The sequence below is a fragment of the Psychrobacter sp. Pi2-51 genome (assembly GCF_904846665.1).
GTDB lineage: Bacteria > Pseudomonadota > Gammaproteobacteria > Pseudomonadales > Moraxellaceae > Psychrobacter > Psychrobacter glaciei.
Genome location: NZ_CAJHBP010000002.1, coordinates 1 through 20,695, shown reverse-complemented (window position 1 = coordinate 20,695; position 20,695 = coordinate 1). Strand labels below are relative to the sequence as shown.

Here is a 20,695-nt window from a genome sequence, read left to right as displayed (position 1 = left end):
GAAACCTTGTCAATATGTTCATATTTACGGCAATTTCTTTCTTGTTTGGCTGCAATTTTCCTCAGTTTAAGCCTCACAATCTAAATGATGACACGCCCTAGTCGTTTACGTCAGAGTACGCTGATATGACGAGCGTTAAGATAGACATTGACCTCTACCAACCAATTAGCCCCGAGGGCTTTTAAAAAAGGATATAGCATTATGAAAACGGATTTTCTACCATGCTCAGCACTAAAAATTAGTGCGCTTACCCTAGCCATTGCCGCTGCTTCTTTGAGTACTTCCGCTGTGATGGCGGCTGAATGTCAATTAGGCAGTGGAGACACAGGAGGCGCAACCAGCTTGGGGACAGATGCCCTAGCTTGTGGCCCGAACACCAGCGCCTTTGCCGACAACGCCACCGCAGTGGGTCAAAATGCGTTTGCGTCGGATGAAAACGCTGTGGCGATCGGTAACACTGCCTTCGCCTCTTTTGAAAATGCTACCGCTATTGGTGCGAACTCACAAGCTAACGGTGTCGACGCCGTAGCACTTGGCGGTGGTGTATCTGAAAATGGCTCGCGCGCAGGTGCTCAGGCATTAGGCAACTCGACAACTGCCATTGGTGGCGAAAGCTTAGCGAACACCCCAGGCGCAACCGCTTTGGGTTGGCAGGCAGAAGCTTCTGGGGATATGGCTACCGCAGTCGGTCATCAAACTACCGCATCAGGCGACCAAAGTTTTGCTGGCGCTGAAGATGCCGTGGCTTCAGGTACTAATGCGGTTGCGATAGGCAACACTGCCGTTGCTTCAGGCGATGACGGCGTGGCGATCGGCGGTGACAGAAGTGGTGTACGTCAGACGACTGCTTCGGGTACTTCTTCAACGGCTGTCGGTGCGCAAGCGCAGGCCACTCAAGCGGGTACTACTGCTGTGGGTTGGCAATCAACCGCTAGTGCCGAGCGCGCTCAAGCATTCGGTCATTTAGCCAATGCAAGCGGTGTACGCTCTACGGCAGTCGGTGAAGCAGCCGCTGCTAGTTCAGATAATGCTATCGCTATCGGTAACAAGTCAGTAGCCTCAGGCCTTGACGGCGTGGCGATCGGCGGTGACAGAAGTGGTTTACGCCAGACAACTGCTTCGGGTACTTCTTCTACTGCTGTCGGTGCGCAGGCGCAAGCCACTCAAGCGGGTACTACTGCTGTGGGTTGGCAATCAACCGCTAGTGCCGAACGTGCGCAAGCATTCGGTCATTTAGCCAATGCAAGCGGTGTACGCTCTACAGCAGTTGGTGAGGCAGCCGCTGCTCAAGGCGAAGCGTCGGTAGCGTTAGGTAATAAATCCGTGGCAGGTGGCACCAACGATACCGTCGCCATCGGTAACGCGGCAAACGCAGGTATGAACTCAGCCACTGCAGTTGGCGGTCAAGCCAATGCTGCAGGATTAGGCTCTACCTCTATCGGTTGGCAGTCAAAAGCAACTGCCGAACGCGCGCAAGCATTCGGTCACTTAGCCAATGCCAGCGGTGTACGCTCTACTGCTGTCGGTGAAGCAGCTACCGCAGCTGGTGCTAATGATACTGTCGCCATCGGTAACGCGGCAAACGCAGGCATGAACTCAGCCACCGCAGTCGGTGGTCAAGCCAATGCAGCAGGATTGGGCTCCACCTCTATCGGTTGGCAGTCAAAAGCCACGGCCGAACGCGCGCAAGCATTTGGTCACTTAGCCTCTGCAACTGGCCTGCGTTCAACTGCGGTTGGTGAAGCGGCCAGCGCTGAGTCAGACAACGCCATCGCTATCGGTAACAACTCAGTCGCTTCGGGTCTTGATGGCGTGGCCATTGGCGGCGATAGAAGTGGTGTTCGTCAGACGACTGCTTCTGGCACTTCTTCAACCGCCGTCGGTGCGCAAGCTCAAGCCACTCAAGCAGGGTCTACCGCAGTAGGTTGGCAATCAACTGCAAGCGCCGAACGCGCACAAGCTTTCGGTCACTTAGCATCAGCAACAGGGGTACGCTCTACGGCAGTAGGCGAAGCGGCAGCAGCGCAAGGTGATTCTTCTGTAGCGGTAGGTAATAAATCTAGTGCTAGCGGCGCAAATGCTATCGCTATCGGTAATGGTGCAACAGCGGCAAGCGACAACCAAATCGTCTTAGGTAATGCCGGTCAATTACAGGCCAGTACAGGATCACAGTCAGGCGCAACCAACATAGTCACTACCGATGCCAATGGCACGTTAGGCGCTAGCGTCTCTGTCAACTCTTTGGCTACCGCAAACCAGCTAGCCAACACGGATGCTCAAGTCGCCAACTTAGGCACAGCCTCAGTTAGCAATGCGAGACAAATTAACGATTTGCGCAACGAGTACAACCGTCAAGAAGATCGCTTAGATGAAGCGGAAGACGGTATCGCAATGGCGCTAGCGCTCGAGACACCAGTCATTCCTTCAGGCAAACGCTACGCCATGACCATTGGCACAGGCTATTACAATAGTGGCTCAGCACTGAGTACCTCGTTTGCTGGACGCGTGAATGACAGCATGACGATCTCAGCGGGTGCAGGATTTGGTCTTGATACTGGAAAAGTCGGAGCACGTGGCGGGGTAACCTTCGCTTGGTAAATGGCGCAAAAGTATCGACTCAACCAATCGCTATTTAACTCAATAAAACCTCGCGATTGCGGGGTTTCTTGCGGTATGTCTATTTTACTTATTACCGCACCTACTCTCTAATCAAACCAACCAGCCTTTTGGGCTTTTAAAAAGGATTTACTCATGAAAATGGACTTTCTACTACAATCAACGCTGAAAATTAGTGCTCTTACTCTCGCCATTGCTGCCACCTCTGCATGCACTGCTATGGCAACAGGCGCTGAGGCTCAGCCCGTTACTGCAAACGCTCAAATGATGGCAAACGCTAACTCTACTGCCATTACTTTAGGCAATAGTGCTATGTCTAGCGGCACTAACGACACAGTTGCTATCGGTAATATGGCCAATGCAGGTCTGAACTCAGCAACCGCTGTCGGTGGTCAAGCCAATGCCGCAGGTCTAGGCTCAACGTCTATCGGTTGGCAATCAAAAGCCACCGCCGAACGCGCGCAAGCCTTTGGTCATCTCGCCAATGCTAGCGGTGTTCGCTCTACCGCAGTTGGTGAAGCCGCTATGGCTGGTGGAACCAATGACACCGTCGCTGTCGGTAATAAAGCCAATGCAGGTCTGAACTCAGCAACCGCTGTCGGCGGCGAAGCCAATGCCGCAGGTTTAGGCTCTACCTCTATCGGTTGGCAATCAAAAGCCACCGCTGAACGCGCGCAAGCGTTTGGTCATATCGCCAATGCTAGTGGCGTACGCTCTACCGCAGTCGGAGAAGCGGCAGCCGCACAAGGTGCAAACTCGGTCGCGCTAGGCAATAAATCTATGGCAGGCGGCATGAATAGCATCGCTATCGGTAACGGAGCAATGGCAGCCAAAACCAACCAAGTCGTCTTAGGTAATGCCGGACAAGTACAGTCGAGTACCGCAGCACAGTCAGGTACGGTCAGAATCGTCACTATCGATGACAATGGCACGTTAGGCACTATGATGGTTGATTACTACCAAAAAGCTCGCTAATTATAGTTGAGTGGTCAACACTGACGCTGTTGTAGTCAGTCATACTAGCTACAACAAAAAACCTCGCGATTGCGAGGTTTTTTTGGGTGGTATGGTTAGTTCGTATGATAGAGGTTTGAAGTGCTGCGCTAGATTCTGTAGTTATCAAAGTTATTATGAAGCTGGAGCCAATCCTGCCATTCGCTATTATCTGCTTATCTAGGCGTGGCGCGGCCACGGTTTGGGGCATTCCTGTTTGGTCACGAGACTGCCCCAAAACCTAGCCTTCGCAACACGCCTATTCAAGCAGGATAGCCGCTACTGTCAGGGCTAAAACGCTTTTTAGGGCAACCTCTATAAATAAATCGAAATTTAGTTGAGGGGCGTGGTTTTATTAAGGCAGGACAACTTTCTTACAGAGGAAAAAGCAGAAAGTTAAACTAAATGCTTCAACTCAACCACACTAAATTTCAATCACATCTTTTACTAAAAGTAATAAAATCTGAATATAATAATTAAATAATTATCCTCAACTTAAAACTAAACTTATCTGACTAAAAAGCTTGTATATCACCTCATAGTTTGTTAAAAGTAATGTTAAACATTTGTGTTGCAAAGTGAACATAACAACTAACTCTAAGTAAACTGGAAACTATGAAAAATACACTAGAACTTAAAACTATAAGTGAATTACGCGACTATCAGTTTATTATTCCATCATATCAAAGAGGTTATAGATGGACTGAAATTGAAATATCAGAACTATTAAATGATATTGATAACTTCAAACCTCGTGCAATTGAGTCTGACCCTGATGATAGTACTTGGTATTGTTTGCAACCAATAGTAGTAAAAAAAGATCGGAATGGACATTTTGAGGTGATTGATGGACAACAGCGACTAACGACTATTCATCTAATATTATTCTGCTTAAATCGAGATTATGTAGTAGAAAAGAGAGATAAACTATTCAAGTTAGACTACGATACTAGACAAGATTCTGGGAAATTTTTAGAGGGCTTAGAGCGTCTTGAAGGTATTAATGAAGATAATATAGATTTCTACTACATCTCTCAAGCTTATAAGACTATTAACTCGTGGTTCGATAGAAAGTCAGAAGATCATTTTTTCGATAAATCTAATTTTTTATCGAAGTTTAAATTCCATTCAAGAGTTATTTGGTATGAAAGTATGGAAGATGACCCTATTTCTATTTTTACACGCATTAATATTGGGAAAATACCGTTAACTAATTCAGAGCTAATAAAGGCTTTATTCTTAAATAGTTCAAACTTTAATGAACAGAATAATAAGCTAAGGTTACGTCAATTAGAAATTGCTAATGAATGGGATAGAATTGAAAACTCATTACAAGATGATAAATTTTGGTATTTTTTAAATAAAGAAAAAGGTCTTACTAATCGTATTGAGTTTATATTTGATTTAATGAACGAAAACCCAGACCCTAATGATAAACTTACCACTTTCAGGTTCTTTAGTAAAAAATTTAAAAAACCAAGTAATAAAATTTTAGCAGATAACTGGGAAGAAATTAAAGATTACTATAGTAGGTTTTACGAATGGTATAAAGATAGAAATTTATATCACAAAATTGGTTATTTAGTTTCAGTTAAATCTACAAGCATCAATGAACTATACTTAGCGTCAACCACAAAAAAGAAATCAGAATTTGATGAATACTTAGATACTAAAATAAAAAATAGCTTGAAAAATATCAATATTTTAGATTTACAATACAGTGACAACTCTTATGTTAAGCAAGTTTTTCTTCTTTATAACATATTAACAATGTTATCAAGTGAACAAGACAACTCTTATTTTCCTTTTGACTTGTATGAAAAACAGAAGTGGGATATTGAACATATTACATCTATTAGAAACAAAGAGCCTGAGGAACAGTTTAGAAGACAATGGTTAGAGGATGCCAAAATATTTATCGATAAAAATCTATTAAAAGAAGAAAAGCAAGAGGACTTAGTAACACTTATCGATGATTGGCAGGATGCGGATGATACAGGATTTTCTATTTTATTCGAGAAAATAAACAACCATTTCAATCATTATATAGACTCAGAAGATGATATAAATAATCTCTCCAACTTAGCACTTTTAGACTCAGCTACTAACAGGAGTTATAAAAACGCTATATTTCCATTGAAAAGAAAAACTATTATTGATAGAGATAAAGAAGGCGCATTCATTCCAATATGTACTAAAAATGTTTTTCTAAAGTACTTTAGTAATTACCCACCTAAAATATCTTTTTGGACTCAAGAAGATAGAAAGAATTATGAAAACGATCTAACTAATACCTTATCTAAATATATTGAGAGCTAAACATGCATTCTGATTCTGACTACAAAGGGGATTTACTTACTTTTTTCGAACTTTTAGAAAAATACCCTGTGGAAGTACCTATAATTCAAAGAGATTATGCTCAAGGTAGAAAATCTCAGTCAAAAGTAAGAGAGAGCTTCTTAAAAGCTTTATATAAAAGCCTAAATAATGAAGAGCCACTCATGTTAGATTTCATATATGGAAGTCTAGATGAAGAAAAATTCCAGCCTTTAGACGGTCAGCAGAGACTCACAACCTTATTTCTGCTTCACTGTTATGGCTCTATAATTTGTGAAGTCTCAAATCAAGAAACAGAAATTCTAAAAAGATTTTCCTATGAAACCCGTATGACCTCAAGAGACTTTTGTAAAAAATTAGTTGACAATTTAGGTAACCTTTCACAAATAAATATTAATAAACAAGCTAACTCTGAAGTATTCGAACTTGGTAGTGTAATTACTGATTCTTCTTGGTTTTTTCTTTCTTGGAGAAATGATCCAACGATAGATGCGATGCTTACTACTCTTAACGATATTCATCATATGTTTTCTAATATTAAAAACCTTTGGAGAAAATTAACTCAGGAAAAAATAATTCAGTTTTATTATATAGAACTAGAGCACTTGGGCCTAACTGACGACCTATATATTAAGATGAATGCTCGTGGTAGACTCTTGACAACTTTTGAAAACTTTAAAGCTAGTATAGAAAAGAAACTGAGTGAATCTATATGGGAAAAAGATATAGACATTAAAGATACATTTAATATTAAAATTGATGGACAATGGACCGATCTCTTTTGGAATAACTTTAAAGTTGGAACATCTATTGATGAAGCATTCGTTAGATTCTTCGCATTTGTTTTCATGGTTGATTCAACTTTTAGTAAAAATCTTAACACAGACGATAGGAATGAGATAGTTAGACAGCTTCAAGATAATTCTCATAATATTTCTATTGAATTACTTACAAAGGATGCTTTTAAAAGATTAGTCAGCTATTTGAATATTCTTAATAGGGCATACCCAATAATTGTTGACAATGAACTTCATTTGGATTTTTTTAGACATAGTCCCGATAAAAACTTCCTACATGAAATGCTTACAAATACAAATGAAGTATCTTATACTCAAAAAGTCTTACTATTTGCTCAAATTCAATATTTCTTGAATCTTAATGACTTATCTGACTTTAATAGTAATTTTTATAATAACTGGATGAGAGTTATAAGAAATATAATTGCTCTTGGAGATGTAGATCAAAACGGCAAAAGGCCCGATATAATTCGTACCCATCAGGCTTTTCCTGGAGTCTTAAATCTTATTTCTGAAATATCTAATGGTAGTAATAATATTTACGAATATTTAGCTGATAATAGTAACAAAATAAGTTCGGCTTTTTCCAGAACTCAAGTTGAAGAGGAAAGAGTTAAAGCTTATCTAATATTATCTGATCCTAATAGGGAAAAGACTATATTAGAATTAGAAAGCACAGATATATTAAGAGGAAGATTGGAGTTTATTTTTTACTGTATAGATTTTAATCCAAACTTTGACTTAATTACAGACAGCTCTTTTAATGACAATAAGTTTAAAATAGTTGCTAAAACTTTTATTCAAAACTTAGGTAACGAAAGTTGTTTAACCAACAACCTCAGAAGAGCACTACTTACTATTGAAGTTGATAATGAATTTAAGTTCTATGACTATTGGCATTCTTATTGGTATCACCTTGAAAAAGATATGATAAAGAGAAAACTCGTGTCTAAGTACAGAGAAATTGAATATATTCTTCACTCAGATCATCGTGAATATTTTAAAAAACTCATACTTAGTCTTGAAAGCCAAGACTTAATAGATATTATTAACAATTTTTCTCCACTTGAGAGCTTTCCACAGTGGAAATTAATACTTATTAAAAATACATTACTGCTTGATAATTCGAAATCAAAATTTATCGCTATTTCAGATGATGATAAATTTTGTTATCTTTTAAAAAGTGCTAGGCCAAGGAACGCCGAAGGTAGTACTAGAATTCCACCTTTAAATTAATATTTTTAATTTAAAGGTGGAATCATTATGTTTCATAGCTGAACTATCTTAGCAAATCATGGGACTATCTATGCAAACGGTCTGTCCGTTTGCATAATACAATGAATTTAACGCCCCTTAAACTCAGCCTCACGTCTCTCAACCATCGCCATCACGCCTTCTTTTGCATCTTCTGAATGAAACAGCGGCGGCAGATAGCTATGAATATTCGCCAATGCAGTTGCAGCGCCATTTCGACTGGCATCTTGCGCTGATGACAATGCACCTCTCACACCTAGCGGTGCGGCTTTGCAGATTTCTTGTGCCAGCGTCAATGCTCGCTCATATTCAGACCCATTTGCCACCACTTCACTGACCAAATTCAGTCTATCAGCCGTCTGCGCATCGAATGCCTTACCCGTGAGTAGATACGGCATGGCTTTTTGCCAGCCTGCTGCTGCGACAAAGCGTACCGTCGCGCCACCAAATGGCATGATGCCGCGCTGCACTTCCATTTGGGCAAAGTTGCAGTTATCACTAGCGATGACCACATCACTATTTAGCATCAGCTCGATAGCCACAGTAAAGCACGTACCTTTTACTGCCACTACTACGGGCTTGGTACGCAATTTTCCGCTAATGCCCCACGGGTCGATTTGGTTATCGTCAAACTCAAACACACCGTCGTTTAGCTTGTCTTGCAGCTCTACCAAATCCAGACCTGCGGTAAAATGATCTCCATGAGCAAATATCAGCGCACAGCGTAAATTGTCATCTTCTTCATAGCGAGTGAGCGCTTCAGATAACTGTGCAATCATATGACTGTCAAAGGCGTTGCGTTTATCGGCACGATTTAGCCCGATCAGGCAGATATGGCCGTCTGTTTCTTGAGTGATGCGATTGTCTGTGCGGCTATTATTTTCCATAGTCATGGTCTTATCCTTTTTAGAATGCTAGTTTGCAGGGTTCACCCTATGCCAAATCAATATTGCTAAAGATTTATTCGACTTACTTTTAATATAGACATACGCCCTCTGCAACGCAAGCACCGTTTTCGCGTTGATGAATAGCTGACATCAATATTAGTTGACCTGATTTGCGATAAGTGCAACTATTATTAAAACTAAGACATGACTCAGAGTATTTTATGGAATTTTGGCACGGTTTTTTGCTGATCACTAGCGTCCATCTACTCGCTGCTGCCTCTCCAGGGCCTGATTTTGTCTTGGTATCACAGCAGACATTGGCAAAAGGTCGACGCACTGGTTTGATCTGTAGTCTCGGTATTACTATGGGGCTTGCCGTACATATTATATATTCGGTGTTGGGACTGGCGACGGTCATTGCACATTCGCAGCCGCTATTGACTGCTATCAAATGGTTGGGTGGTGGTTATCTGATTTATCTCGGTTGGCAAGGCATCCAAGCCAAACCTAAAAAACCATCAGATTTAGCCAACTTAACAACTGCAGCAGACTCAGAAGTAAGTTCAAGCGCTCACGTTTCACAGGATGCGCTTACTAGCCAAACCATACCCCAAGCTAAAAATATCTCTACCCAAAAGTTACCAAGCAATAGCGAATCCACCTTTGCTACGTTGCGTCGTGGCTTTTTTTGCAATGTATTTAACCCAAAAGCGCCGGTGTATTTTGTCGCCATATTTACCCTCGTATTGTCACCAGATATCCCGCTTTGGCAGTTAGCAATCTATGGCATATGGATGATGGTCTTGCAGATGGCATGGTTTAGCACGGTGGTGATGTTACTTTCTATCCCTGCGATTCATCGCCGCTTTCAATGCTTTGAGCATTGGATAGACCGCGTCTTGGGTACAGCGATGATTGTATTAGGATTAAATCTTATCTTACGTAGCCGATAAGACCTTCGTGACTCGTGAAATCTGCTAAAATGGTGCATTATATTCAAACATCAAAGCCCGATACTATGACCAGTAAGCCTATGAACCGTCGCCCGACCGCCAACAATCACAGAAACAGATCGCCTGAGACTGCTAAAAAACTCGGTCAGCTACATCCGCGCAATCCGCACCAAGGTCGCTATGACTTTGCGGTATTGACCCGTGCCTTGCCAGAGCTTGCCAAGCATACGATTACCAACCCTAATGGCGAGCCAACGATCAACTTCTCTGACCATCAAGCGGTAAGAGTGCTTAATCAGGCGCTATTGGCCCATTATTATGGCGTCAAGTTTTGGGACATTCCTGAAGGTTATCTGTGTCCACCAATTCCGGGACGCGCAGATTACATTCACTATGTTGCCGACTTACTTGCGCAAACCAGTCATACAAATAACGATAACCTCCCGCCAACGGGCAAAGAAATTCACGCTTTAGATATCGGTACGGGTGCCAGCGCCATTTATCCGATTATCGGTAGTCAAAGCTATGGTTGGCGCTTTACCGCGAGCGATATCGACCCTATTTCGGTCAATACCGCAGCATTGATTTGTGATGCCAATCCGAAGCTAAAAGGCGCGGTGAAAGTTAAAATACAACCCAACCCCAAAAAGTTTTTTGCAGGCATCATCGGTCGTCAAGATTACTTCGATGTGGTCGTTTGTAACCCTCCGTTCCACGCTTCATTAGAAGAAGCGATGGAATCCAATACTCGCAAGCAGCATAATTTGCAAAGACATCGTGGTAAGAACGAAAGCGAGCAAGTAAGCCGTAGCTCAACGAAATCTGGCAATGCCGCACAAAACCTAAACTTCGGCGGTCAGCATAAAGAGCTATGGAGTGAAGGCGGCGAGATTACCTTTTTAACCAAAATGATAAAAGAGAGCCAAGACTTTGCTGAGCATGTTGGCTGGTTTACTAGCTTGGTCTCAAAATCTGAAAATGTTAAGCCTTTACAGCTATTGCTAAAGCAGCTCGATGTCACACAGATGCGCATTATTGAGATGAGCCAAGGGCAGAAAAACACCCGTATATTGGCATGGCGTTTTAACACTGATGAAGAGTAGCAGCTACCGTTTTTAATTCTTAAAGTTTCACGTGAAACAAAAAAGTACCGCTCTGGAACCCAGAGCGGTACTTTTTATTGAGAAAATAGGTTGGAATGAAATATAGTCAAAACATCCTAAAAGCGCGTCGGTATTGCTGATATCAATTTTTTGTAGCCTCTGTCTGCGTAGGCACAGCAAGCAAGAAAAATTGATATCAACAGTGCGTGATGTATCGATACTACTTTTCACTCACTATAGTTATTTAGCCAAAAAACATGATTTTTACACCAATTAAAATAAGCACTAAACCACCCAGTGCTTCGGCTTTATCCTCTAACCATGTGCCAGAGCGCCAGCCTAAATAAACACCGAACAGCCCAAATACAGCCGTTACTACAGCGATAATTAAACAAGCCAACCAAGCATTCAACGCCAATAAATTAAGCGTAAACCCTGCCGCCATGGCATCAATACTAGTAGCAATAGCGAGCGTAAGCATAGTGCGATGATTGATATGGTTGTTTGCAGTATGAATGACTGCCACTTCGTCACCAGCCGTATCAATATCATGGGCTTTTAGATGAAGCGCACTGTCTACTGCATCTTCCCCATCGCTAGTAAACACCTCATACAGCATTTTACCACCGAGACCGATCAGTATAATGCCGCCGATCCAAGGTGCAGCAGCAGCCAGCCAACCTAAAAGTGCCGCGCCTAACAAATAGCCAATAAGCGGCATAATACCCTGCGCAATACCAAAATATAAGCCCGCATAGACAGCTAAACGCAGCAAATATTGCTTGCTCTGTTTTTGCGACTTAGCACCCAGCCCAATCGCGACGGCAAATGCATCCATGGCTAGAGCAACAGCAAGTAGCACGACTTCAATCATTTTATTTTTTCACTTATGCTAATAATTTATAACTGAGACAGTTTAATGAAGGTTTATAGTCGTTTCAATTTAAAAAGACTACAATGCTGCTGAAATAAATTTTTCGAAGCCTCTAGAGTGCGCAGCGCACAGCAAGCGAGAAAATTTTATATCAGCAGGATATTATTTTTGATTAAGTTTCACGTGAAACAACCTTAACATTAAAAAACCACCGCCTTGATTACCAAAGCGGTGGTTTTTTTAGTGAGTCACAATATTATGCTATTTAAATATCTAAGTTAGAGACTGTTAACGCATTCTCTTCAATAAAGATACGACGTGGCTCGACATGATCGCCCATTAGGCAGGTAAACATATGATCCGCCGCGATGGCATCTTCGATAGTAACACGTAGCATACGACGGTTTTCAGGGTCCATCGTCGTATCCCACAGCTGATCGGCGTTCATCTCCCCTAGCCCTTTGTAGCGCTGGATGGCTAGACCACGACGCGCATCAAGCATCATCTGCTGCCAGAGATAATCAAAGTCACGGACTGGGATGTCTTTGCTAGCACCTGTAGTATTCTCGCGGCGGATAAACGCGCTATCCTCAAGCAAAGTGTTCCATTCCGCCGATAAGCGTAACAACTTGGTATATTCGCCTGAATTGATAAAGCTTGCATCTAGCAGATAATGATGAGCCAATTGATGCACATAAACCGTGATGCGAGGTAACCATTGTGCTTTAGCCGATAACGCTTCACCGTCAGAAGTGTCGCCATCTTCAGCTGCTACGGCAGGTTTCATACCCAATAAATCTGCAGCGGCTGCATCCATATTTTTCGGTTGCGGCGCATGAATATTAATCAATTCAATCTCAGGGCTCAGATCACTACCGAAGTGCTCAAGCTGAGTTTGCATAGTTTCTTGCCACCCTTGCATAGCAGACTTATCGTAAGTCATGTCGGTGCTAAGCTTCGGCGTATGCGTTAAAGCATCCAAAATCACCGCTGGAAAACGAATTTGCAAACGGGCTTTAATCAGTTGCGTTTGGTTATAGTCGTTCAATAGTGTTTCTAACGCTTGCCCAGTAATCGCAGGTGCATCCTCACTGATATGTAGCTTGGTATTATCAATCGTAGATGACAGTAGATACGCTTTAAGCGCTTCATCATCTTTTAGATACAGCTCTTGACGACCTTTTTTCACTTTATATAGTGGTGGCTGAGCGATATAAATATAACCACGCTCGATCAGCTCTGGCGTTTGACGGAAGAAGAAGGTCAACAGCAAGGTACGAATGTGCGAGCCGTCAACGTCGGCATCGGTCATGATGATGATTTTATGATAGCGTACTTTATCAGGATTATATTCATCAGGGCCGATACCACAGCCAAGCGCAGTAATTAGGTTACCCACTTCCGCAGACGATAGCATTTTGTCAAAACGCGCACGCTCAACGTTTAGAATTTTACCTTTTAATGGCAAAATCGCTTGGGTCTTACGGCTACGACCTTGCTTCGCTGAACCACCTGCAGAGTCACCCTCCACGATATAAAGTTCTGAAAGCGCTGGATCTTTTTCTTGGCAATCGGCCAACTTACCAGGCAAACCTGCGATATCCAAAGTAGTCTTACGACGCGTCATTTCACGCGCTTTACGAGCTGCGTCACGCGCTCGTGCTGCATCGATGATTTTATTTGCAATGGCTTTACTAGCCGTTGGATTCTCTAACAAAAAGTCGTTGAATTTATCATGCATCGCCGATTCAACAGCAGACTTTACTTCGCTTGAGACCAGCTTATCTTTGGTTTGACTAGAGAATTTTGGATCCGGCACTTTAACCGAGACAATTGCGGTCAGACCTTCACGCGCATCGTCGCCCGTCGCGGTCACTTTCTCTTTTTTAAATAAGTTTTCACGATCCATATAACTATTGAGACAGCGGGTCAATGCCGAACGAAAGCCTGATAAATGCGTACCACCATCGCGCTGCGGGATGTTGTTGGTAAAGCACAGTACCTTTTCGTTATAAGTATCTGTCCATTGCAGGGCCACTTCGACACTGATGCCGTCGTCTTGCTCACTATCAAAATGGAAGACTTCGTTGACGCCATCTTTGCCCGCATTGATATAGCTGACAAACTCTGACAATCCGCCTTTATGTTCAAACTCATGACGCTTATCGATACGCTCATCAGTCAAGACGATGCGTACACCTGAGTTCAAAAACGACAGCTCACGTAAACGCTTGGCTAAAATATCATATTCGAAGATAGTGCCAGTAAATACGTCGTTACTAGGGTAAAAGCGGATTTGAGTACCGGTTTTATCCGTCGCTTCCATTTGCTGAATGTCAGCATCAGGCACGCCATCGGTATACGTCTGATGATAGTGATAGCCTTCACGCCAGATATTCATTTCCAGCTTTTTAGATAAGGCGTTAACGACCGAAACGCCGACACCATGCAGACCGCCTGAGACTTTATAGCTGTTATCATCGAACTTACCGCCTGCATGCAGGACAGTCATAATAACCTGCGCTGCTGACACACCCTCTTCTGGATGGATATCGACAGGGACACCGCGACCATTATCCATGACACTGACCGATTCATCTTCGTGAATGACGATATCGATCTGATCACAATGACCGGCCAACGCTTCATCGATAGAGTTATCCACTACCTCAAAGACCATATGATGCAAGCCAGTGCCGTCATCGGTATCACCGATATACATCCCAGGACGCACGCGCACGGCTTCTAAACCGCGTAAGACACGGATATCTTTGGAGCTATAATCAGAAGGTAAACTCTCAGGAACGGCGGCAGGGACAATCGTGTCAACGACAGTATCTGACACTGTAGCATCTGAAACTGTCGTATCGGCTGTCAATTGCTCGTAATCGGTAGGTAATGAATCACTCATGTGCATTCCTTAATCTAGCCATCATCAGCCCATCACGGGCGCACCATTACGGTGACGCCTCACGATGTTATCTTAGACTTAACGTTTTATGGTCAAAGTCTTTCATGCGTATTAGTAGCTAAATAGCGTTAGCTACAACTTTGTGGCGGGTCTTTAAAGACATAAAATTAGCGCTCATTTTTTTAATACTAGCTTCTGTTTTTTTGAACATTATTGAAGCCAAGCAAAATAAATAAAACGCATGTTTATCAGCCACTTAGAATTTTATAGATAATAAAAAAACTCTATATCACGCCATAAGATAACTTGCTGAGAATAGGACAAAAATAAAGCCCCATTTTAGCATTTTTTCCCTTCTAAGTCACTGTTTACTGGCAGTTTTATCACTATTCGTCAAGTATTTTAGGATAGTGAAAATTATGTTGGAATAAGGGTGGAATTTATAGATCAAATGCAGAGTTGACGACAAAGCAAGGAGGCAATAAGGAGGCAATAATATCAAAAATAATTGCTATTGGGCAGATGAGATTTGACCTTGTTTCACATGAAACATATTAGGTTCTGACCAGAATTTATTGACTAGCGGCACGATATCCTCGGTTAAACTGGTCATAAATACCTGACAAGGCAGCTGTGCTAGCGTTGACAATAAAATCTCAATCGCCCTATCATCCAGCTCTGCGGTGATATCATCTAACAGTACCACGGGTGTCACTCGTGATTTAAAATCATTGTTAGAGTTATCAGTACCTTTTTCAGTATTAAGTAGCAGCGGCAACTGTGATAAGCGCAATGCGGTGATCAATAGTTTCTTTTCACCACGCGACAATACATTAGCGGCCTGCTCTTTTAAAACGGGTAATTTCGTGTGCACATCGCCTTCTACTTTCGTGCTTTTAGTTAGCTGCCCTTCATGCATGGCTAGCGGCTCGCTAGAGCGCCAATGGACATGGATATCAGCACGGTGGTTACCGATGCGGGTATAGCCCAGCTGCAAATCCTGCTCTAAACGCTCATTAAGCTGCACATCGAGCGCAACATTGGTGTCGTAACCGGCGCTATAGCTCAAGCTTAATTGCTCCGCATAAGTAGGCAATAACTGAGCAATGCTTTGAGCAAAATAAGGCTGCCATTCGCTAAATATTCGTTCTCGATAGTGATGGATAAGCGCTGCATGATTGCTCAGACCTTTGTCCCATGCTTTTAGCTCAGCGAGTTGAACTTGGGTCAAATGACGCGATTTTTTTAGCAAACTATTGCGCTGTCTTAACAGGCGTTGATAAGCCACCCACTGCGGATGAAAGCCTTGTTTCATGTGAAACACCAACCAATCCAACAGCTGCCGACGACTGGCACTGCCCTGCTCTAACATGTCCATCGTAGAGGGATCTATCAATAGTGTGGGGAGCTGCTCGGTTAAGATGCTTTGATTGTAGACCGTGGTTTGATTAAGACGTAGTATCGTCGTCGCATCGGCTTGCTTTTGAATCGCTAAAGTACTGCTGTCACTGAGCTTAGCATGTACCGTCGCGTTGTCTTGATGATGCTGAATATAGCGTTTGGGCTGGTGATGACGAAAGCTTTTACCTCTTGATAATAAGAATATCGCTTCTAATAGCGAGGTTTTGCCACTACCATTCGCGCCGATAATGACGTTGCAAGCAGTGGCAGGTAGATTGACTTGGCTGAGGTTACGTAGGTGTGAGATTTGTAGACGTTCAATCATAATGTCGACAGCCGCCTATTTTCGCCACCTACATTTTAGCAGGCAAAAGTTTAATTAGTTAAAGATTTTTTGAGGTTGCAGATGTTAGTTTTGAATATAAAAACGGTCTTTAAAACAACGCTATAAAGATAGCGACACCGTCTAACAGGACAAGTGCCACGGTCTAACCAACAGTCTTCCGAAAAAACTAAAAACACTATATACGCATTGGCATAATGACATATTGATGGAATTCATCATTCAGCTGATTTACTAGCACTGAGGCGTTAGATTGGCTCATATGCATTTGCAAATCACCTTGGATGACACCTAGCACATCTTGCAAATAGGCGGCATTAAAGGACAGCTCCATCGGCTCCCCTTGATACTTAGCTTGTATCATCTCAACTGCTTCATCTTGCTCAGCGTTATTAGCGCGTACTTCTACCATACCGTCGCTGGCGAAATTAAACACCACGCCACGTGATTTTTCGTTACTCAAAATCGCGACACGGCGTAGCACATCCGTCATCTTCTCTTGATTAAACAAAGCCAATTTATCGGTATTGCTTGGCATGACACGGCGATAGTCAGGGAACTTACCGTCGATCAGACGCGCGGTAAAGGTAACCATTAGATTATCACTCACCTGCCCTGCACTATCCACCTCACCAAATGGCAGGCTTACTTGCAAAAACTCGCGACCGAAACTTAACGTTACTGCGTTATCTTGATCACCTAGCATTTTACCAAGCTCAGAGGCCAAACGCTCAAGCTCGATCACCGCTTTGCGCGGCAGGATGGCTTGCATGTTCAGATCTGCACTCACATCAATAACACTACGTGCCAATGCCAGTCTATGTCCGTCAGTCGCAACGGTGGTTAGCTGCTGCTGTGAAACATCGAACAGCATACCAGTTAAATAATAGCGCACATCTTGAATCGCCATGGCAAACTGAGTTTTATGAATCAAATCAGTAAGACGGCTACGGCTGATGGTCAACGGCGTGATATTTTCAGGATTACCCAAGCTTGGATAATCTTCGCTAGGCAATGTACCCAAGGTAAAACGGCTCTTACCACTGGTCAGCAAACAGCGCTCGTTCTCTTGCGTGGCAAGACTGACTTGTGCTTGTGCGGGTAAAGATTTGCAGATATCTCTCAGCTTGGTCGCAGGTAAAGTGGTTGTACCTGCTTCCACGCAAGCACCAGCAGGCAATTTCAACGTCGATGTCAGCTCTACCTCTAAATCAGAAGCGGTCAAAATAAGCGCTGACTCAGACAACTGTAGCTTGATATTACCCAAGATAACCATATTGTGGCGTTTGTCAGCGGCTTTGGCGATCAGGTTAATAGCTTTTAGTAACGACTCTCGATTAATCGATAATTGCATGCTTGGTTACTCTTATTTGAATGATTCTTTTTATATAAATGTAAAATAATGACTCAATAATACCTTGTCTACTGACGATAATCCATAAGGTATCTGTCTGTTGACACTCGCAATATTATAAACCATATCAGCCGACTAAAATATAGTGTAACCACAGCCCAAAAATAGTGCAGCCACACCCTAAATTTAGCGACTGCATACGCCTTTAACCTGCTTGTAACATCAGCGCAAGTGTCTTGTAATCCTTATCGAACGCAGGATCGGCGGCGCGCAGCTCATTAACTTTATCACAAGCATGCATCACCGTCGTATGATCCCGGCCTCCAAAAGACTGTCCAATCTCTGGAAAGCTATCGCTGGTCAATTCACGTGATAATGCCATGGCTATTTGGCGTGGTCTAGCAATACTACGCGTGCGCTTACGCCCCATCATATCTTTGATAGTCACATCATAGTACTCAGCGACCACTTTACGAATATTATCCATATTCACGGCTTGGACACGCATTGCGACGATATCTTTCAACGCATATTGCACCATTTCGAGAGTAATCTGTGCGCCTGTCAAATTAGCATTGGCAAATACTTGATTTAGAGCACCTTCTAAACGGCGAACATTTGAAACCACATTTTGAGCGATGAATAATGCGCATTCTTTTGGCAATGTCATGCCATGTGATGCCGCTTTTTTCTGCAATATTTGTACTCGTGTATCAATCTCAGGCGGATCAACAGCCACCGTCAAACCCCAAGAAAAACGGGATCTAAAACGTTCATCAAACTCAGTCATTTGCGAGGGATGACGATCTGATGCCAAAATCAGTTGCTTGTCACCACTGGTAAAATCTGCAAATAACGTTAAAAACTCATTACTACTTTTAGTCTTTCCTGCTAAGACATGAATATCATCTACAATCAATAAATCTACTTTTTTTATTTTCTTTTTAAAATCTTCTATTTTATTATTTCTTAATGAATAAACCAATTGATTAATAAATTTTTCAGAAGTGAAATAATAAAAACTTTGATTATTTTTTAAATAGCGATGTGCTACCGAATGCATTAAATGCGTTTTCCCCAATCCTGAAGGGCCATATATAAATAAAGGATTATGACGGTTTTTTGACTGGCGTTTACCAAGCTCATAACAAGCTTTATACGCCAGATTATTAGACTTACCAGTAACAAAAGTCTCAAAGGTAAAGTCAGGGTTTAGATAGCTCAAAGATTTGGCATCAGCAGAGTCTACTAAGGCAGCATGACGCATGTTGGCATCGATATCTGCACGCGCATTATTCTGATGTATAGATTCAAATTTGTGTTCGGCAGGGGTAGGGGAGGGTTTGTCCTCTTCAAATAGCGAACCTGATTGTGACTGATTATTTTCGTCTGACTCTCGACCCGCATTGTCGACCCGCACGATCACTTCTTCGATAACACCTTGACTGTGCTTAGCCACCAGTTGCTGGATATCTTGCAGATGGTTTTTTTTGATATACGTCACAAAATAATCGTTAGGCGCAAGAATGATCAGCGTTTGTGCTTCTTGATGAGCTGACAAAGGTCTTAACCACATAGTAAATACATTATCTTTGACGTTATAACGTAGGTCGTTTAGACATTTATCCCAAATAGTTGCTGTATCTATCATGAAAAACAATAACCCCATAATCCGAAATAATAAAGGTGCCTAAACGGCATAATTGGTCGACCAGCATCCGATATTGTCGCTGAGTACTATCTCAAAGAAACCATTAGAGAATACGCCAAAATCATATATCAAGCAGGGGGCTAATCTAACACAAATACCCTGTGGATAACATCCTGTTTTTTGTGGATAAGACTGTGGATAGTTTTGTGGATAAGTCAATAACCCAAGTTATCCATATTTCACCCACAGGTTATCCACAGGTTTACCCATAGTCTAGTATTTTGATAATAAAGGATAAATAAGACTTAACCCCAGATAATCGTGCTCCCAATAACAACAATACTTATATATATTAATCATTAATTATTATAGAGCACGAAGATTTCTGTGGATAACTTTATGAAATTAAAACTGAGATCAGCCAGTCAGTAACTAATAAATTAATGGAATTCTGCAGTCAGTTGAAAGAATTTAATCATTACGTTGACAACAAAAAATTAGTTTATTGACCAAAATACAATGCAATGGTATAATCCTCCGTTATTACGAATTTAGTCCATTATTTTGATAGGTGAGTTATGAAACGTACATTCCAACCAAGCGTGATCAAGCGTAAACGTACTCACGGTTTCCGTGCTCGTATGGCAACTAAAAAAGGCCGTCAGGTCTTAGCTCGTCGCCGCGCTAAAGGACGTCATCGTCTTACTGTATAATCACTAGATAACGATAAGCATGGCTACTAGTGCTTGTTGTGTTCCTATTGTTTATAGATTGCGATAGTCAATCATCACAACTGACACGTAGCCGTATATCAAAAGCGCCCAAATAGGCGCTTTTTTTGTCTCTATATTTTATGGTTATTTCTGATATTGTCACCAGCTCTTATACTAGGTTGTACTATGTCCACTACTGTCCCAGCTACATCGACTGCCCGCTTCACCAAAGCGCAACGCCTGCTAACGCCTGCGGCTTTCCGTGAAGTATTTGACGCTCCTGAGCGTAAGCTACACCAAAGCCATCTCATGGCTTTTGTACGCACCAATACGCATGAGCAGCCGCGAGTCGGTATGGCGATTACCAAGCGTAAAGTACCTACTGCGGTCGCTCGAAATTTAATAAAACGTCAAATACGTGAGCAGTTTCGCGTAAAGTCCTCAATGTTAGAAAATAAAGACATTGTTTTTATTGTTAAAAAATCAATTAAAGAATTAGATAATAAAG

At 42.4% G+C, this 20,695-nt stretch carries 14 protein-coding genes; 8 read left to right on the top strand and 6 right to left on the bottom strand.

The features are described from left to right. The first annotated feature begins 201 nt into the window (after positions 1-201). From JMY08_RS01240 to JMY08_RS01225, 4 genes are all read left to right on the top strand, one after another. The gene (locus tag JMY08_RS01240) at positions 202-2,598 is read left to right on the top strand and encodes a hypothetical protein (protein ID WP_201589026.1); all 2,397 of its coding nucleotides are present in this window, start codon (positions 202-204) and stop codon (positions 2,596-2,598) included. Positions 2,599-2,751: 153 nt separating this feature from the next. Beyond that, positions 2,752-3,591: a hypothetical protein gene (locus tag JMY08_RS01235; protein WP_201589023.1), complete on the top strand. Its 840-nt coding sequence runs from the start codon at positions 2,752-2,754 to the stop codon at positions 3,589-3,591. A gap of 633 nt (positions 3,592-4,224) precedes the next feature. Beyond that, positions 4,225-5,928, top strand: coding sequence for a DUF262 domain-containing protein (locus JMY08_RS01230; RefSeq protein WP_201589019.1), 1,704 nt, complete (start codon positions 4,225-4,227; stop codon positions 5,926-5,928). Positions 5,929-5,930: 2 nt separating this feature from the next. After that, on the top strand, positions 5,931-7,979 hold the full coding sequence (locus tag JMY08_RS01225; RefSeq protein ID WP_201589016.1) for a DUF262 domain-containing protein: 2,049 nt from the start codon (positions 5,931-5,933) through the stop codon (positions 7,977-7,979). A gap of 107 nt (positions 7,980-8,086) precedes the next feature. Here JMY08_RS01225 and JMY08_RS01220 read toward each other — a convergent pair whose 3' ends face one another. Next, on the bottom strand, positions 8,087-8,890 hold the full coding sequence (locus JMY08_RS01220) for a crotonase/enoyl-CoA hydratase family protein (RefSeq protein WP_201589013.1): 804 nt from the start codon (positions 8,888-8,890) through the stop codon (positions 8,087-8,089). 215 nt (positions 8,891-9,105) lie between these two features. Between JMY08_RS01220 and JMY08_RS01215 the strand changes: the two genes are divergently transcribed. Together JMY08_RS01215 and rlmF are read left to right on the top strand one after the other, a co-directional pair. Beyond that, positions 9,106-9,837, top strand: coding sequence for a LysE family translocator (locus JMY08_RS01215; protein ID WP_201589009.1), 732 nt, complete (start codon positions 9,106-9,108; stop codon positions 9,835-9,837). Positions 9,838-9,902: 65 nt separating this feature from the next. Then, entirely contained in the window at positions 9,903-10,940 is a 1,038-nt protein-coding gene (gene rlmF / locus JMY08_RS01210) for a 23S rRNA (adenine(1618)-N(6))-methyltransferase RlmF (protein ID WP_201588989.1), read from the top strand. Between the two features lie 244 nt (positions 10,941-11,184). Here the strand turns inward: rlmF and JMY08_RS01205 are convergent, their stop codons facing one another. From JMY08_RS01205 to dnaA, 5 genes are all read right to left on the bottom strand, one after another. After that, positions 11,185-11,814, bottom strand: coding sequence for a manganese efflux pump MntP family protein (locus JMY08_RS01205; RefSeq protein WP_201588985.1), 630 nt, complete (start codon positions 11,812-11,814; stop codon positions 11,185-11,187). A 265-nt stretch (positions 11,815-12,079) separates the two neighbouring features. Next, positions 12,080-14,725: a DNA topoisomerase (ATP-hydrolyzing) subunit B gene (gene gyrB, locus JMY08_RS01200; RefSeq protein WP_227669968.1), complete on the bottom strand. Its 2,646-nt coding sequence runs from the start codon at positions 14,723-14,725 to the stop codon at positions 12,080-12,082. 511 nt (positions 14,726-15,236) lie between these two features. Further along, positions 15,237-16,451, bottom strand: coding sequence for a DNA replication/repair protein RecF (gene recF / locus JMY08_RS01195; RefSeq protein ID WP_189583870.1), 1,215 nt, complete (start codon positions 16,449-16,451; stop codon positions 15,237-15,239). A 196-nt stretch (positions 16,452-16,647) separates the two neighbouring features. Continuing rightward, on the bottom strand, positions 16,648-17,823 hold the full coding sequence (gene dnaN / locus JMY08_RS01190) for a DNA polymerase III subunit beta (protein ID WP_010197155.1): 1,176 nt from the start codon (positions 17,821-17,823) through the stop codon (positions 16,648-16,650). Between the two features lie 205 nt (positions 17,824-18,028). Beyond that, positions 18,029-19,474 carry a chromosomal replication initiator protein DnaA gene (dnaA, locus tag JMY08_RS01185; protein ID WP_026037099.1) on the bottom strand — a complete coding sequence of 482 codons (1,446 nt, stop codon included), beginning with the start codon at positions 19,472-19,474 and terminating at the stop codon, positions 18,029-18,031. 578 nt (positions 19,475-20,052) lie between these two features. Here dnaA and rpmH point away from each other — a divergent pair. Both rpmH and rnpA read left to right on the top strand, forming a co-directional pair. Next, positions 20,053-20,187 (top strand): 50S ribosomal protein L34, encoded by a 135-nt coding sequence (gene rpmH, locus JMY08_RS01180; RefSeq protein WP_007394757.1) that lies wholly within the window; start codon positions 20,053-20,055, stop codon positions 20,185-20,187. A 186-nt stretch (positions 20,188-20,373) separates the two neighbouring features. Then, a partial coding sequence (gene rnpA / locus JMY08_RS01175) for a ribonuclease P protein component (protein ID WP_201588982.1) occupies positions 20,374-20,695 on the top strand: 322 nt, incomplete at its 3' end.